Annotated in this window: 15 protein-coding genes and 1 pseudogene; 10 read left to right on the top strand and 6 right to left on the bottom strand. The window is 54.4% G+C overall.

The features are described 5' to 3' along the window. From PFER_RS07240 to PFER_RS07200, 9 genes and pseudogenes are all read left to right on the top strand, one after another. Positions 1-319 (top strand): annotated as a pseudogene (locus tag PFER_RS07240) (tRNA (guanine(6)-N2)-methyltransferase); the annotation flags it as partial. A gap of 93 nt (positions 320-412) precedes the next feature. Next, on the top strand, positions 413-1,573 hold the full coding sequence (gene pstS / locus PFER_RS07235) for a phosphate ABC transporter substrate-binding protein PstS (RefSeq protein ID WP_048150497.1): 1,161 nt from the start codon (positions 413-415) through the stop codon (positions 1,571-1,573). Positions 1,574-1,607: 34 nt separating this feature from the next. Continuing rightward, the gene (locus PFER_RS07230; RefSeq protein ID WP_048150494.1) at positions 1,608-2,423 is read left to right on the top strand and encodes a sugar phosphate isomerase/epimerase family protein; all 816 of its coding nucleotides are present in this window, start codon (positions 1,608-1,610) and stop codon (positions 2,421-2,423) included. Further along, positions 2,420-3,370 (top strand): phosphate ABC transporter permease subunit PstC, encoded by a 951-nt coding sequence (pstC, locus tag PFER_RS07225; RefSeq protein WP_048150491.1) that lies wholly within the window; start codon positions 2,420-2,422, stop codon positions 3,368-3,370. The genes PFER_RS07230 and pstC overlap by 4 nt, the downstream gene beginning before the upstream one ends. Continuing rightward, positions 3,325-4,155: a phosphate ABC transporter permease PstA gene (pstA, locus tag PFER_RS07220; protein WP_048150488.1), complete on the top strand. Its 831-nt coding sequence runs from the start codon at positions 3,325-3,327 to the stop codon at positions 4,153-4,155. Before pstC ends, pstA begins: the two co-directional genes overlap by 46 nt. Then, positions 4,152-4,913: a phosphate ABC transporter ATP-binding protein gene (locus PFER_RS07215; protein ID WP_048150484.1), complete on the top strand. Its 762-nt coding sequence runs from the start codon at positions 4,152-4,154 to the stop codon at positions 4,911-4,913. Before pstA ends, PFER_RS07215 begins: the two co-directional genes overlap by 4 nt. A 4-nt stretch (positions 4,914-4,917) precedes the next feature. Then, positions 4,918-5,511, top strand: coding sequence for a phosphate signaling complex PhoU family protein (locus PFER_RS07210; RefSeq protein ID WP_048150480.1), 594 nt, complete (start codon positions 4,918-4,920; stop codon positions 5,509-5,511). Positions 5,512-5,619: 108 nt separating this feature from the next. After that, the gene (locus tag PFER_RS07205) at positions 5,620-6,501 is read left to right on the top strand and encodes an ABC transporter ATP-binding protein (protein WP_211255080.1); all 882 of its coding nucleotides are present in this window, start codon (positions 5,620-5,622) and stop codon (positions 6,499-6,501) included. Continuing rightward, entirely contained in the window at positions 6,498-7,712 is a 1,215-nt protein-coding gene (locus PFER_RS07200; RefSeq protein ID WP_048150474.1) for an ABC transporter permease, read from the top strand. Before PFER_RS07205 ends, PFER_RS07200 begins: the two co-directional genes overlap by 4 nt. 125 nt (positions 7,713-7,837) lie before the next feature. Here PFER_RS07200 and PFER_RS07195 read toward each other — a convergent pair whose 3' ends face one another. The 4 genes from PFER_RS07195 to PFER_RS07180 form a co-directional block, all read right to left on the bottom strand. Further along, positions 7,838-8,515, bottom strand: a complete 678-nt coding sequence (locus PFER_RS07195) for a fumarylacetoacetate hydrolase family protein (protein ID WP_048150471.1) — start codon at positions 8,513-8,515, stop codon at positions 7,838-7,840. An 87-nt stretch (positions 8,516-8,602) separates the two neighbouring features. Beyond that, entirely contained in the window at positions 8,603-9,643 is a 1,041-nt protein-coding gene (locus PFER_RS07190; protein ID WP_048150468.1) for an aromatic amino acid transport family protein, read from the bottom strand. 283 nt (positions 9,644-9,926) lie between these two features. Then, positions 9,927-11,678 carry a M1 family aminopeptidase gene (locus PFER_RS07185; protein ID WP_157255149.1) on the bottom strand — a complete coding sequence of 584 codons (1,752 nt, stop codon included), beginning with the start codon at positions 11,676-11,678 and terminating at the stop codon, positions 9,927-9,929. A gap of 109 nt (positions 11,679-11,787) precedes the next feature. Then, on the bottom strand, positions 11,788-12,942 hold the full coding sequence (locus tag PFER_RS07180) for a tryptophan--tRNA ligase (protein WP_048150462.1): 1,155 nt from the start codon (positions 12,940-12,942) through the stop codon (positions 11,788-11,790). A gap of 187 nt (positions 12,943-13,129) precedes the next feature. On the opposite strand from PFER_RS07180, the gene PFER_RS07175 reads away from it, so the two are divergent. Then, a complete protein-coding gene (locus PFER_RS07175; RefSeq protein WP_048150459.1) occupies positions 13,130-13,597 on the top strand; it encodes a Tfx family DNA-binding protein in 468 nt (155 codons plus the stop codon). Here PFER_RS07175 and PFER_RS07170 read toward each other — a convergent pair. Beyond that, positions 13,541-14,215, bottom strand: coding sequence for a CidB/LrgB family autolysis modulator (locus PFER_RS07170; protein ID WP_048150456.1), 675 nt, complete (start codon positions 14,213-14,215; stop codon positions 13,541-13,543). The two genes, PFER_RS07175 and PFER_RS07170, sit on opposite strands and share 57 nt — an antisense overlap. After that, the gene (locus PFER_RS07165) at positions 14,212-14,553 is read right to left on the bottom strand and encodes a CidA/LrgA family protein (protein ID WP_048150454.1); all 342 of its coding nucleotides are present in this window, start codon (positions 14,551-14,553) and stop codon (positions 14,212-14,214) included. The genes PFER_RS07170 and PFER_RS07165 overlap by 4 nt, the downstream gene beginning before the upstream one ends. Positions 14,554-14,589: the final 36 nt, after the last annotated feature.

Genomic DNA, 14,589 nt, shown 5'->3' with positions numbered 1-14,589 from the left:
CGCCCTGGCGGCTGGAGTGATAGATAAGATTGAGTTCATCCAGGGCGACGCCACAAAGCTGAGTGAGCACGTCGAGAGCGTTGATTTCGCGGTTAGCAACCTCCCCTACGGCCTGAAGATAGGAAGGAAGAGCATGATACCGGGGCTGTACTCGGCTTTCTTCGGCGAGCTCGCCAAAGTCCTCGAAAAGCGCGGGGTCTTCATAACCACGGAGAAGAGGGCGATAGAGAAGGCGATAACCGAGACCGGCTTCGAGATAAAGCACCACAGGCTCATCGGTCACGGAGGACTGATGGTGCACACCTATGTTGTGGAATAGAGAACCCATATCTATATAGATTTACCATCAGGATATATTTTATTGCGGCAATCTTTATATTTCTTGATCTTCTTCTAATCATCGGTGAACCCAATGAAGAAGGTCCTCTCGGTGTTTATCGTCCTAATATTGGGGCTTTCCCTGGCGGCAAGCGGCTGTATATCTGGAGAAAAAGGCGCTGGTACGAGCTCAAACCCGTCCAGCACGGCACAGGCTTCAAGCCAGAGCACCTCTCAGGCCAAGGTGGTAACCCTTCGCACCACCGGGGCTACTTTCCCTCAGTACCAAGTACAGAAGTGGATTGAAGTCTACATGAAAAGCCACCCCAACGTCAAGATCGAGTACGAGGGCGGCGGAAGCGGACACGGGCAGGATGCCTTCCTTAAGGGCCTAACTCACATAGGCAGGAGTGATCCACCGGTTAAGGAGTCCACATGGAAGAAGTTCCTCGCAACTGGTGACCAGCCCCTTCAGTTCCCTGAAATCGTTGGTGCGGTTGTCGTTGCCTTCAACGTGCCGGGCGTTGACGAGCTCAAGCTCGATGGGGAAACCCTCGCCAAGATATTCATGGGCGAGATAGAGTACTGGGACGATCCAGCTATCAAGGCCCTCAACCCCAGCGCGAACCTCCCCCACGAGAAGATCATAGTCGTCCACAGGAGCGACTCGAGCGGAACGACGGCCATCTTCACCACCTACCTGAGCCTCGTCAGCAAGGAGTGGGCCGACAGAGTTGGAGCAGGAAAGACCGTTGACTGGCCCGTTGACAAGGTCGGCAGGGGCATCGGTGGAAAGGGCAACCCGGGAGTTGTCCAGGCCCTGAAGAGCACCAAGTACAGCATAGCCTACACCGAGCTCTCCTTCGCCATAGAGGAGAACCTCAAGGTTGTAGCTCTCAAGAACAAGGCTGGAAACTTCGTTAAGCCCACAGATGATGCGATAAAGGCCGCCGTCGCGGGCGTTAAGGCTTTCATACCCGGCCCAACCGAGGGTTACAAGGAGGATCTCGAACAGCTCCTCAACGCCCCAGGAGAGAACTCCTATCCAATAGTGGCCTTCACCCACCTCCTCGTCTGGCAGAACAAGGGTGGAAAGCACTACAGCAAAGAAGAGGCCCAGGCCATCAAGGACTTCCTTAAGTGGGTTCTGACAGAAGGGCAGAAGTCAGAAAACCTCGCGCCTGGCTACGTGGGTCTGCCCAAGGAGGTCGCCCAGATAGGCCTCAAGGCCCTGGACATGATAGAGACCGAATGAAGCCCCTTTTCTTTCCTTTGTATGGGTGAGAACGATGAAGCTCGGCGTCAACTCCTACATCGTCAGAGAAATCAGCGGAAAGGGATTTTCCTTAGACGACCTTCGTGTGGACTTCATCGAGCTTGGCTTTGACGATGCTGGCCTCGTTGAAAACGGGGAGATACAACAGGGAACCTTCAAAGACCTTGAGGGCCTTGGAGTGGAGTTTACACTTCACGCGCCGACTGCCGACGGGAAGAACCTCCCCCTAGACCTCGGAGTCTATGGAAAAGAGCCGGTAAAGAGAATGGAGAAAGTAATCAGAATTGCGAACCATCTTGGCGCAGAGGTCATCGTCGTGCACGGAGGGGACATCGGGAAGAGCTACACGAAGGCCTACGTGAACACTCTGAAGCACCTGAGGGAGCTAAAGTCCATAGCGGAGGACAGTGGAGTAAAGCTCGTCGTTGAGAATCTCTTTGAGGGGAGAATCGGGGCGCTTCCCCATGAACTTCTCTCCTTTGTGAGTGAGGGGTTTGAGCTGTGCTTTGACATTGGGCACGCGTTCCTGACTTCGATGCATTCGGGACTCAAGATGGACGAGTTTAACGTACTCTTCCCGTACACAAGCCACCTTCACATTCACGACAACAACGGCTCCAAAGATGAACACAGGCCGCTCGGTGGGGGTATGGTAGGATTCTTCTATGCCGGTCAGGCAATAAAGCTTACAAACGCCAAGAGAGCCGTCCTGGAGATAAGGGGGTACAGCGGGAGGGATTCAGTCCTCTCAAACGTAAGCTTCCTTCGGAGGACATTAGACGAAAAGTTCTCCTGGAAGGAAAAGGCGGAAGAGGGTAGTGAGGCTTGAGGAAGGTCGAGTCGTTCAAAATTGCCACGTATCCGGCGGTTATCCTTGTCTTCCTGCTGTTCGCAGGGATGCTCTTCGTTTACTTCACCAACGCCCTGCCGGCGCTCCACAGGTACGGCCTTGACCTCTACCTGAAGAACGTCTGGAAAGCGGCCGAGGAGCCGAGCAAAGAGGTCTATGGAATAGTAGCAGCTATATGGGGAAGCGTCTACACATCCCTCATAGCAATCCTCATAGCCCTGCCCCTATCGGTGGCCTATTCGGTATTCGTCGTTGACTACGCACCCAAGAGGCTGAAGAACGCATTCATAGTCCTCTCCGACATAATGGCCGGCCTCCCGACGATAATCTACGGGGTATGGGGAGCGTTCTTCCTCGTCCCTTTCCTGAGAGACTGGGTTATGCAGCCCCTTTACGATCACCTCTCCTTCATTCCGCTCTTCTCCTACCCGCCTGTTGGCGGATACAGCTACCTCTCGGCTGGAGTTCTCCTGGCGATAATGGTCACTCCCTTTGCATCAGCCATAATAAGGGAGGCCTACAACATGGTGCCCTTCACATATAAAGAGGCAATCTACTCCCTCGGGGCAACAAGGTACGAGGCGACCAAAGTCCTCCTCGGATACATAAAGCCAGCTATAGTTTCGGGAACGATCCTCGCCTTCGGAAGAGCCGTAGGTGAGACGGTCGCCGTTTCCCTCGTGATAGGGAACACGTTCAACCTGACAACGGCCCTCTTCGCACCGGGATACACAGTCTCTTCGCTAATAGCCAACCAGTTCGGCAACGCCTTCATCTACGAGTACATGACCTCGACGCTCTTCGCGGCCGGATTGATACTCTTCGTAATCGGCCTGGCCGTGAATGTGGTCGGCCTCAAGATACTCAAGAGGTGGGAGAGATGTCAGCATTTGACCGAAAAACGAAGGAGAAGGCCTTTTTTGTAGGTGTCGGTACGCTCACCATTTTGATATTCGTGCCGCTGTTCCACATCATAGCCACAGTCCTGATCAAGGGCTTCCCGGTGATAGCTGAGAGGGGGACGAAATTCCTCACGGGGACGCTCAGCGAGGGTGGAATAGGTCCGGCCATAGCAGGAACCTTCATCCTCACGTTCCTCTCTGCTCTCCTCGGTCTTCCTGTTGCTTTCCTCGTCGGAGTTTACGCCTACGAATACCCTAAGAGCATCCTCGGTCAGTGGACCAAGACTCTGCTCCAGATAATGATAGAGTTCCCGACGATACTGGTCGGGGTCTTCGTGATGCAGGTCGTGGCCGTTCCGATGGGGACTTACTCCGCCCTGGCTGGGGCCTTAGCGCTGGCGATAATCCTCACTCCCTACGTGGCCGTTTACACCCACGAGGCCCTCAGGGAGATACCGTCAACGTACAGGGAGGCAAGCTTTTCCCTTGGCCTTACGAGAGCGAAGGTTGTCTTCAGAATACTCGCACCGATGGCGAAGCGCGGCATTTTGACCGGCGTCCTCATAGGAATGGCCAAAGTCGCTGGAGAAACAGCGCCGCTCCTCTTCACCGCTGGAGGACTTTACGAGAGCTATCCATCCTCCATAACCAAGCCCGTCGGTGCCGTTCCGCTCCTCATCTACCAGCTCGTCCAGAGCCCGAATCCAGCGGATCATGCAACCGCCTGGGGCGCCTCGCTGGTTCTCCTCACGATTTTCCTCGGGATATTCATCCCGATACGCCTTAGCCTGAAGGAGGTGAGACTGTGAACTTCGCGATAGAGACGGTTAACCTTAACGTTTACTACGGCCAGAACCACGTGATAAAGGGCGTTGACATCAAAATCCCGAACAAGGGCGTCTTTGCGCTCATGGGGCCGAGCGGCTGTGGAAAGAGCACGATGCTGAGGACTTTCAACAGGCTGATAGAGCTGAACGAAGATGCGAGGGTTGAAGGTGAGGTAATGCTCTTCGGAGAGAACATCTATTCGGAGGACGTTGACCCGATAGAGGTCAGGAAGAGGGTTGGGATGGTGTTCCAGTACCCGAACCCCTTCCCTCATCTGACCATATACGACAACGTGGCGATAGGCCTCAAGCTGAACGGACTGGTTAAGTCTAAGGAAGAGCTCGACGAAAGGGTTGAGTGGGCCTTGAAGAAGGCCGCGCTCTGGGATGAAGTGAAGGACAGGCTGAACGACTATCCAGGGAACCTCTCCGGAGGACAGAGGCAGAGGCTCGTTATAGCGAGGGCTTTGGCTATGAAGCCAGAAGTCCTTCTGATGGACGAGCCAACCGCCAACATAGACCCTGTCGGAACGGCCAAGATAGAGGAGCTCCTCCTTGAGCTCAAGGAGGACTACACGATAGTTCTAGTCACCCATTCGCCCGCTCAAGCTGCCAGGGTAGCTGATTACGTTGCCTTCCTCTACCTCGGTGAGCTGATAGAAGTTGGGCCAACGAGAAAGGTCTTCGAGAACCCGGAGCATGAATTAACTGAGAAGTACGTTACTGGAGCGCTGGGGTGATACCATGAGGAAACTCCTTGATATTGGTAAGGAACAGCTCAAAAAGCTGATAAACGAGATGGGGAACGAGGCTCTCAACTCCCTAAAGGACGCTAGAAACAGTCTCGGGGGAGAGTTCAACTCAACGGAGGAGATATCGAGCAAGCTCCACCTTCTCAGGAACGAGGTTCTCGATATAGCAACCGAGCTCCTCGTGAGGTACTCACCGGTTGCCAGTGATCTGCGCTTCATCCAGAGCTCGATAGACGTCTCCTACGACCTCTACCGGATTTCGCGCTATGCCATGGAGATAGAGAGGACTGCGAAGATAGTCGGAGCCGAGGAGAGCGAGCTCCTCAGGGAGGGCTTTGAGCTGACTGTTGGGGCCGTTAAAACTGCAATAGAGGCCTTTGAGAACCTCGATGAAGTCTCGGCCGGAAAGCTCCTGGAGATAGACAACAGGATAGACGACCTCTACATCCAATCACTGGAGAACCTGAAAAGCTCGGCCTCTTCTCCAGTTGAGGCCCTCATAATGCGCCACCTGGAGAGGATAAGCGACCACGCAAAGGAAATAGGGGCGAGAGTCGTTTACGTGAAGGAAGGGAAGAGGGTGTGAATGTATTTTACTTCTTTTTTAAATCCCTCAAAGAGTTCATCACTCTGAATTTCAGAGAAACTGCGGGCCTTTTATGGAGTTTCACCAATTTATGTACGGTGCAGTATGATGATGGCGCTCAGGATAAAGGGTCTTAGGAAACGCTATGGTGACTTCGAGGCCCTGAAGGGCCTTGACCTCGAAGTTCGCGAGGGGGAGATACTCGCCCTTCTCGGCCCAAACGGGGCCGGTAAAACAACCCTCATAAGGATTCTGGCGGAGGGGCTGGCCTACAACACCGGCGAGGTCAGGGTGTTCGGAAAGTCCCTTTCAAGGGAAACGAGGAGGCTCATAGGCTACATCCCGCAGGAGAGCATAGCCTACGACCTGCTTACGGTGAGGGAGAACCTCGAATTCTACGCCGACTTATACAACGCCTCCCGGGAGAGGATAGGGGAGCTCATCGAGCTTTTCTCCCTGCCCGAGAGAAAGAAGGCGAAGGAACTGAGCGGCGGTTTTAAGAGGCGCCTGAACTTGGCGATTGCCCTCCTGTACGAACCAGAACTCTTGATTCTGGACGAGCCGACGACGGGACTGGACGTGCCGTCGAGGCGGGAGTTCTGGGAGATCATACGGAGGTTCAGGGACGAGGGGAAGACCGTTCTCCTCGCGACCCACTACATGGAGGAGGCCGAGGAACTCGCCGAGAGAGTGGCGGTGATGAACGAGGGGAAGGTCATCGCGACCGAAACACCCGATGAGCTGAAGAGGCTCATCGGGGAGGAGAGCATAATAACGATCAGGGGGCTCTTGAAGGGGCTGGGAGGCATAGGCTACCCATTCGTTGAAAAGGGAGACGAGGTGAGGGTTCGCGTGAGAAACCCAAGGGAGGCTTTGCCAGAAATAGTGGAAATCCTTGTGAAAGCCGGGAGCAGGGTGAAGGAGATTAAAGTTGAGGAGCCGACGCTCGAGGACGTCTTCATAAAGCTTACCGGGAGGGGACTGGAATGAACCCACGGGCCATCAAGGGCATAGTACTCAAGGATCTGAGGGAGACGAGGCGCGAGAAAATGGTGCTTTTCTGGATATTCGTCTTCCCCCTGATGTGGGTCACGCTCATGGGAAGCCTCTGGGGTGGCCCGGGTTCGCCGGTAACTGTGGACGTTGGCGTCGTCCAGCCAGAAGGGAACTTTTCCACCCTCATAATAGGAGTTATGGAGAACGCAACCCTCAACGGAGCATCCCTCTTCGACGTTAGGCAGTTTCCCAACGCTTCCGCGGGCCTTGGGGCGTTGAAGCGCGGCAGTATAAAAGCCCTCGTCCTTTTTCCGTCGGATTTTGACGCCAACATAAGCTCCGGACTGCAGGGGAGGGTCCTGGTATATTTCGATAAAACCGACCCCCAGAACTACCAGATAGTCAGCTCCATAATCAGGAGCTTCTTCTCCGAGGTCGGGAGGGAGTTCAGGGAGCGGAAGATGGAGTTGATGATGGGCTATATCCCGAGGGAGTACTTTGAGACGTACAACGTCTCGGAGGAGCATATTAAGGAGTATTTCCTCGCGACTGCCGAGCCCGTAGTGCTCGAGGAAAGGAGCATCCACACCGAGACCGGGAGAGGGATAAAGTTCTACGTGACGAGCTTCATCGGGATACAGTTCCTCTTCGCCACGATGCTCATGATGGGGGGTTCCGTGCTCGAGGAGATAGACAAGGGCACCCTCAGGAGGATAGCGGCCTCGCCAACGACTCCCTGGGACTTTCTCCTTGGAAAGAGCCTCTCGACGTTCACGACCATAACCGTGAGCATACTCATAGGAATAGCCTACGCAAGGGTGGTTTTCGGCTCAACGCTTTTCCCGAGCCCCTTCGGCTGGCTGGTGATATTCACGGCCGCCATGTTCTCAATGGGCCTTGGACTGGCCATAGCGATGCTCACGAGGAGCGAGAGGTCAACGACAGCCGTTGTAAACCTCGTCTCCATGCCCCTTCTGTTCTTAGCTGGCATAGTCATCCCCGAGAGCGTACTGCCGGGATGGGCGCGGCCGATAGCCCACTACTTCCCCCTCGGCAGGGCGCTGAAGGTACTGAGGCTCTCCGACATCTACGGGAGGCCGCCGGGGGAGCTCATGGGGGACTTCACCTACGTGCTGGTGTGGAGCGTCGTTATGGCGGTATTCGCGGTGGCCAGCTACGCGTGGGCCGTAAAAAGGATGGAGTGAGGTTTGACATTTTTATTTTTTGACCAAAATACTCGCCCAGTTAATCCAGAAGTTAAAGCTCATCCCTACTTAGTCGAGTGAGTTTCCCCAGACTTCCAGCAAAGGTCGTAAACAAAAAAGAGTAGTCAGCAGAGTATCGAGCCCTCACTCAGAACGTCGAACTCAACCTTCCCAATTCCCTCTATCCAGGCCTCAATGTGGTCGCCGTGCCTCAGCGGGCCCACACCGGCCGGCGTTCCGGTAGCTATTACGTCTCCGGGCTCGAGGGTCATTATACCCGAGACGTACTCGATTATATCCGGGACTTTGAATATCATCTCGCTCGTCCTTGCCAGCTGCTTCACCTCGCCGTTTACCTTGAGGCCGATTTCAAGGTCGTCTATCTTCAACTCGCGCTTATCGACAACCCTCGGCCCGACGGGGGCGAATGTGTCGAAGCCCTTAGCTATCGTCCAGGGGAGCCCCTTCTTCTTGGCCTCCCACTGAAGGTCGCGGGCGGTTATGTCGAGCAGGATAGTGTAGCCCAGGACGTAGTCCATGGCCTTCTCGGCAGGAACGCGCTTTGCCCTCTCTCCGATGATGACTGCAAGCTCGACCTCGTGGTCAACGTGCTTGCTCATCCTGGGGAGGATTATCGGGTCTCCAGGACCTATAAGGGCGCTCGGCGGCTTGAGGAATACCACAGGCTCCTTAGGAACCTCGTGGCCTAATTCCCTCGCGTGCTCGGCGTAGTTCCTTCCAAGACACACTATCTTGCTCGGGCGGAGCTCGTAAAAACCGTCGCGGAAGGGGAGGCGGACCATTTTTGCAACACCGCACTATGTTCGAGGGCATGGTATAAAAGCTTGCAGGGACCGTCCCCGGCGGGAAGGGAAGAATGAAAAGAGAGTTCAACCGGCCTCGGCCTCCCCTTCAAGGGTGGCGAAACCGAGCCTGTGGGTTATGTAGAGGACTATGGGGAGCACTATGAAGGCCACCAGGTCACCCGTGTCCCCCGCCAGTCCCAAAACGCTCACGAAGTCGCCGACGCCGGAGAGGTACACCAAAAGGGGCGGGAGGACGGTTATTGCCCACGCGAGCTTTCTGTCCATGCCGAGGTACTCCTCAACGTTGCTGAGCTGGGCGAGGGCTATCCCGATGTAGCTGGTCGTTATGGCGAAGAGGGGGATTAGGTTGCCGACGAGGAAGCCAGCCCTTCCGAAAAGGCTCTCCAGGGCCTGCGTGGCTATCTGGGGCGTTTCCTTCCCGAAGACGAGGAGGAAGGAGGCCATAAAGAGCGCGTAGATGGCGGTGGGTATGACGAAGGCCCAGGTGAGGAGTCTCTTTGTGTCCCCGTAGCTTCCGAGGCTCTTGTAAACGTCGGGGATGACCGTGTGGCAGCCGAGGGCGAATATTGACACGCCCACAATCTTCCAGAGGGACGATGCGCTCGAGTAGGTGGCGTTCTCAAGCCTTCCCCTCGGGAGGAGCATTACACCAACGGCCATGAAGAGGATGAGCATCGCGAGGCTCATGGCGAGCTCGCTCTTCCCGCTGGCCTCGAGGCCGAGGTATATGATGAGAGATGCCAAGACCCAGAAGATAAGGGCCCCGATTTTTGGAGCGACCCCAAAGAGGCCCGCGAACACGCTTCCCATGCCCGCTATGTAGGCAAGGAGGGCACCGAAGCTCATGAAGGTTATGCTGACGAACATTAAAAGGCCGCCGCCCCTCCCGAGCATTTTCCTGGCCACGGTGCTCAGCTGCGCTCCGCCCATCCTTGCCGAGAAATCGAGGACGATTCTGGCCGTGAAGAGCATGAGAAGCATTATCCCCGTGAGCACGAGAAGCGATGGGATTAAACCCACTTCCTTGGCCGCGTAGGGCAAACCGAGGACCCCCGCACCTATCTGGGTTCCGATTAGAACTGCAAGGGCTTCGCTCTTTCTCATTGGACCACCTCCTCCAGTGTGAAGGCTTTTCGGACCTAATAGGCCTTTTCCCGCGAAAAAAGCGAACCTACAACCCCCGATAGGTGCCGGGATGAACTGTCATGGGGATGGGAGCACATGGAGGGACAGTCGAGTGTGAAAAAATTTTCAGCAGTTTGGGGGATTGACCGAATGGATACATGAACACATGAACAGAAGTTCCAGTGGAAACGAAGCCCGTGCCATAATAAATGCTGGAAAAGGAGAGGGAAGGAGTTCGAGGAGGAGTGGGGAGTGTTTTAAGTCAGTCCACCTTTACGACCACGCCGTTCACTCTGAATTCTCTGTTCACGTTTGCCATGACCTCTTCGGGGTCAATGACGATCCTAACTGGCTTATCCGGCAGTTCAAGGCTTACTGTGGCAGTACCGTTCACCCAGACTCTCTCGTCCAAATATTCGCCGTTTTCCAGGTAAATCCTGACCGGAACTGGCATTGTGAAGTTGTTGGCGTCGCTTATGGTGAAGGTTAACTTATATCCGTCGCCGTTCTCCGAGATTTCCAGCTGAGTAACGTTGTAATATGGCAGTTCGGTTCTGTTGATCCACTCATCAAAGAACCAGTTAAGTTGTTGCCCACTCGCGTTCTCAAAACTTTTTTGGACATCTAAGATGGTGCACTCCTTTCCATGGCACCGTTCGAGGAGAGTATGGATTCCTTTTGAGAACGTCTTATCGCCGAGGAGGTACTGAAGTGAGCGCAGGAAGAAGTTAAATTTTTGGTAAATGACTACGCCAACACTCATGTTGAACTCATGCTGGCCTGTTTCCGCCAGCTTGAAAGCCTCGTTGATGCTGACCGTTCCGTATTTTTCGATGTTATCCTCCTGTCTTTTGATGTACAACTCACCCCAGGGGGTAAACCGCTGAATGGCCAAGGTTTCAAAGTACGTGGCGAACCCCTCGTTAAATGGGGCCTCGCCAACATAACCCCCAAACCAGAGGTGGGCAAGCTCATGGGGCAAGCTATTCGGTTTTCTTTCATATAATACTTTGATATTGTCCCTTCCTCCAATGAGAACAGTGCCCGTTTCTGGTACTTCAAAGGAGCGAATAAAGTCGGGGTTAAACACTATATTAACGCTGTTAACGGGCCTAATACCCGTGATGTTGTAGTACAAACCCACAGATTGCTTTATGAGGTCTATTATCGTGTTCCATTCCTCCGGTACGTACTGGCTGGAGGCCAAGTAAACGGTGACGTTGACGCCGCTAACGCTGAAATTCTCCGAGACTATCTCATCCCTCCGGATGAACGAGCAGTAGAGGAGATACATAGACTTATCGCCGGATATCTTCCCGGAGCCTGTAAGGACGCCGTAACCTGGGACTACAAAGCTGTATCCCTCGGGCAGTGAATACGTGAGGCTTGACCACCATGCGGACCTGGAGCTCATGGAAAATCCCATAATTGGAGGGCCTGGATACTGTAAGGGGTCGTCGAGAAATAGAGGATACTTTAGCGAGTACGTGATTGTACCTTTTATTGAGGTCTTGGAAGAATCCACGGGGATCTCGTATACAATAAAGTAACTCGGCTTTATTTTGGCGCCGTATATCTCTCCAAACTCAGCCCTGTACCCTTTTAGGCGGGAGAAGTTTATGGGGATACCCTCGACACTCATGTTCATGATTAACGCCATTGGGTCATCTGGAAGTCCCATTACAAAAAGATACAAGATGTCATCCGACAGATTGGTGATGACGAAGTCATAGCGACCGTGTATCCTCTTCCCATCGTATTCTATCGTTAGATTGCCTTTCTCGACGGCCGTTGAATTCAATGTAAGTTGAATTGCCCTTGAGACCAGTTCCGAAAAATCCACCGTCTTCAGGTTCGTTTGGGGTTGTGCTTCAATCTGGGTTCCGGATTGTTCATGAGAGTGCGAAGTAGCCGAGGGTGTGCTTGTTCCCTGCGTTCCTCCACCTATACACCCGCTGACAACAACAAGAAGGGCAACCAGAAGAGCAACGGCCGCTTTTGTCTTCAACTTCACCCCCTCCAAAGGGTATCTCTATCCTAACTTTTACTAAGTCAGAAAATAAAAACGTTTCGAAAACATGAAGAACATTTGAGAAGAGAATAAATTAGAGTAACTTCAAGTTTTAAGTTCTCAATGGCTCGGGAATAGCCTTATCCCACTGCTCCCTCGCGAGTTCTCCAGTGTACTTGAACTTCTCGACCTTCTTTTCGGCCTCCTTCCTCCTCTCCTGGTGCTCCTTGAGGAACTTCTGAACGCGCTCGATGAGCTCGCGCTTGCACTGGCCGCAGAGGAGCTCGCCGGACTTGCAGGCGTGGTAGCGCTCCATGAGCCTCTTGTCATCTTCCTCAAAGAATATCTCGAACCACTTGAAGACGACGCACTTCTCCGGTTCTCCACCTTTCTCGCGCTGCTCCTTCGCGGTTGCCCTTCCGCCGGTGAGGGCATAGCGCCATATCTTCTTGCCTGCCTCTTCGGGATCGTCCGTGAGGTAGACGGCCGTTTCGGGCTTGCTCGCGCTCATCTTGCCCTCCATGCTGGTCAAACCGGGCACGAACTTGCTGTGTATGGCCGCGGTCTTGTAGTAGCCGAGGCTTTCAGCGAAGTCCCTCTGGAGCCTCCAGTAGGGGTCCTGGTCAATGGCCGCTGGAATCAGACAGCGCTTCTTCTCGAAGAACGTCGGCGCCGCCTGTATTGCCGGGTAGAAGATCATTCCGATCTTGCTCTGGTCCGTGAATCCGAACACCGCCCTCGCCATCGAGTAGTTTATCTTCTTGGCTATCGGAATGGCCATCTCGTAAATCTTGGTGAACTCGCTGTTCTGGAAGATGAAGGTCTTGTCCGGATCGAAGCCAACCGCTATGATGTCGAGGATGTTGTCATAGGCCCATCTCTTGGTGTCGTCGAAGCTCAGCTTCTCCTTGAAGAGGAACTTCTCGTCGTCGGTTATCTGGATGTAGAGGTTGACGTCAAAGTTCTCCTGGAGCCACTTGGTCGCGAAGAACGGAATTATGTGGCCTATGTGCATCGGGCCGCTCGGACCTCTCCCTGTGTAAAGGAAGAAGCCCCTACCACTCTCGTAATCGGCCAGAACCTTGTCGTAGTCCCTGTGGGAGAAGAAGAACCTCCTCCTGAAGAATATCGGTAGCTCGCTCTTCGTGAGCTCTGCCGTCTTCTCTATAAGTTCGTCCGTCAGCGGACTCGTTCCAAACTCTACTATAAGCTTGTTGTAGTCCACAACACCCTCAACGTCCCATGGGGTGACCTTAAAGTCGTCCATTCAAAGCACCTCCGGTTCCAGTGGAAACGAAACTCCAGACTAACACAGGGAAGAAGAGGTCGGCTTTACCAAGGCCAAAAGCAACCACCTAACATGGGCAAAGGTACGGGTCAGAAGTTTTAAAGCTTTTGGGTGCCCCGGAACCGGCATTACGCAAACCTTTTTAATTTTGAGAGCATGTTAAATTATGGTGTTTAAAGTGGACACGTTCCTCACGGAGCAGCAGATTAAGATTTTAAAGCTCAGGGCGAGGGGGCTCAAGCAGAGCGAGATAGCGGAACTTTTGGGGACGAGCAGGGCCAACGTCAGCATACTCGAGCACAGGGCCATGAAGAAAATCGAAAAGGCCCGGAACACCCTCCTCCTCTGGGAGCAGATAAACTCAAGGATAAGCGTTAAGGTAAGGCGGGGTGAGGACGTTCTCAACGTCCCAAAGAAGCTTTTCGATGCCGCCGATAGGGCGGGTATCCACGTGCCCTACACCACGGCGGAGGTCATTGCGTTTCTCGTGAAGGAGGCTCCCCTCGAGGACAGGATTGTAAAGAGGGACTTCACGCTCTTCCTGGACAGCAAGAACAGGCTCCGCGTCAGCGCACACCTATTTGAGGAGCCCGAGGATGTAGGGCAGAACGACGGAAGTGAAGACGCCGTTTAGGGCCATGGCCAGCCCGCTCACGGCTCCGGCAAGCTCGTCCTCGAGTATTATCCTCGCCGTGCCCAGACCGTGGGACGTAACCCCCATCGCCAGCCCCCTGGCTATCCTGTCCCTCACCCTCGAGGCGTTCAGTATTTCGGGGCCCAGGGCGTTGCCGAGGAGGCCAGTTAAAATAACGAGAACCGCCGTTAGGGCCGGAATTCCCCCCACCTTCTCGCTGATGCCTATGGCTATCGCCGTGGTCACGCTCTTGGGCGCTATGCTGAGGAGAACTTCCTCGCTCCCCCCTAGGAGCCCCGCCGTGTAGTAGGCGCTCAGCATTGCCACGGTCCCCCCGACAACTATGCCCAGAGTTATCTCCCTCGCGTAGGCCCTTATCGTCTCCCTGCCCTTGTAAACGGGAACCGCCAAACTCACCACCGCCGGTCCGAGAAGGAAGCTCAGAATGCCGGCACTCTCCATGTAGCGCCCGTACTCGATTCCCGTGAGCTTCAAAAGCGCCGCGATGGAGAGTATTGAAAGCAGGACGGGGTTCGTGTAGAAAGCCCTCCTTCTCGCGTGAAGGCTTGAGAAGGCATAGAACAGTATCAGCGTTAGGGCCATCCCGTAGGGGTTCATTTTTCTCCCCTCCGCAGGAACTCGACGGTCTTGGCGGTAAGTATGAGCGTCACGAGGAAGCTGACCACGAGGGAGGTGAAGATTGAAAGGGCCTGGCTCCTGAGCAGGCCAAGGTAGGTCACTATGCCAACGCCAGGAGGGATGAACATGACACTCATGTTCCTAACGAAGAGCTCCGCCTCGTTCTCGACCCATTCGAGCTCCACTATTCCGGCAAGGAGGGCCGCGAGCAGGAGGAGCATCCCCATGACACTACCCGGCACGGGGAGAGAGCGGGAGAGGAGCTCGCCCAGCGCGTAGAAGCCGAAGATTATGGCCAGTCCCCTGTAGGCGTTCATGTTTCGGTTTAGGGGTTTGGAGTATAAAAACCTCCC

It is taken from the genome of Palaeococcus ferrophilus DSM 13482, from assembly GCF_000966265.1.
Taxonomy (GTDB): domain Archaea; phylum Methanobacteriota_B; class Thermococci; order Thermococcales; family Thermococcaceae; genus Palaeococcus; species Palaeococcus ferrophilus.
Note: the sequence above shows the minus strand (reverse complement) of the source record. Positions and strands in the feature narration are given on the sequence as shown.

Excerpts from the sequence above, each read along its gene's own strand:
- pstS (WP_048150497.1), top strand. The coding sequence starts at position 413 with ATGAAGAAGGTCCTCTCGGTGTTTATCGTCCTAATATTGGGGCTTTCC.
- PFER_RS07230 (WP_048150494.1), top strand. The coding sequence starts at position 1,608 with ATGAAGCTCGGCGTCAACTCCTACATCGTCAGAGAAATCAGCGGAAAG.
- pstA (WP_048150488.1), top strand. The coding sequence starts at position 3,325 with ATGTCAGCATTTGACCGAAAAACGAAGGAGAAGGCCTTTTTTGTAGGT.
- PFER_RS07210 (WP_048150480.1), top strand. The coding sequence starts at position 4,918 with ATGAGGAAACTCCTTGATATTGGTAAGGAACAGCTCAAAAAGCTGATA.
- PFER_RS07205 (WP_211255080.1), top strand. The coding sequence starts at position 5,620 with ATGATGGCGCTCAGGATAAAGGGTCTTAGGAAACGCTATGGTGACTTC.
- PFER_RS07200 (WP_048150474.1), top strand. The coding sequence starts at position 6,498 with ATGAACCCACGGGCCATCAAGGGCATAGTACTCAAGGATCTGAGGGAG.
- PFER_RS07195 (WP_048150471.1), bottom strand. The coding sequence starts at position 8,515 with ATGGTCCGCCTCCCCTTCCGCGACGGTTTTTACGAGCTCCGCCCGAGC.
- PFER_RS07190 (WP_048150468.1), bottom strand. The coding sequence starts at position 9,643 with ATGAGAAAGAGCGAAGCCCTTGCAGTTCTAATCGGAACCCAGATAGGT.
- PFER_RS07180 (WP_048150462.1), bottom strand. The coding sequence starts at position 12,942 with ATGGACGACTTTAAGGTCACCCCATGGGACGTTGAGGGTGTTGTGGAC.
- PFER_RS07175 (WP_048150459.1), top strand. The coding sequence starts at position 13,130 with ATGGTGTTTAAAGTGGACACGTTCCTCACGGAGCAGCAGATTAAGATT.
- PFER_RS07170 (WP_048150456.1), bottom strand. The coding sequence starts at position 14,215 with ATGAACCCCTACGGGATGGCCCTAACGCTGATACTGTTCTATGCCTTC.
- PFER_RS07165 (WP_048150454.1), bottom strand. The coding sequence starts at position 14,553 with ATGAACGCCTACAGGGGACTGGCCATAATCTTCGGCTTCTACGCGCTG.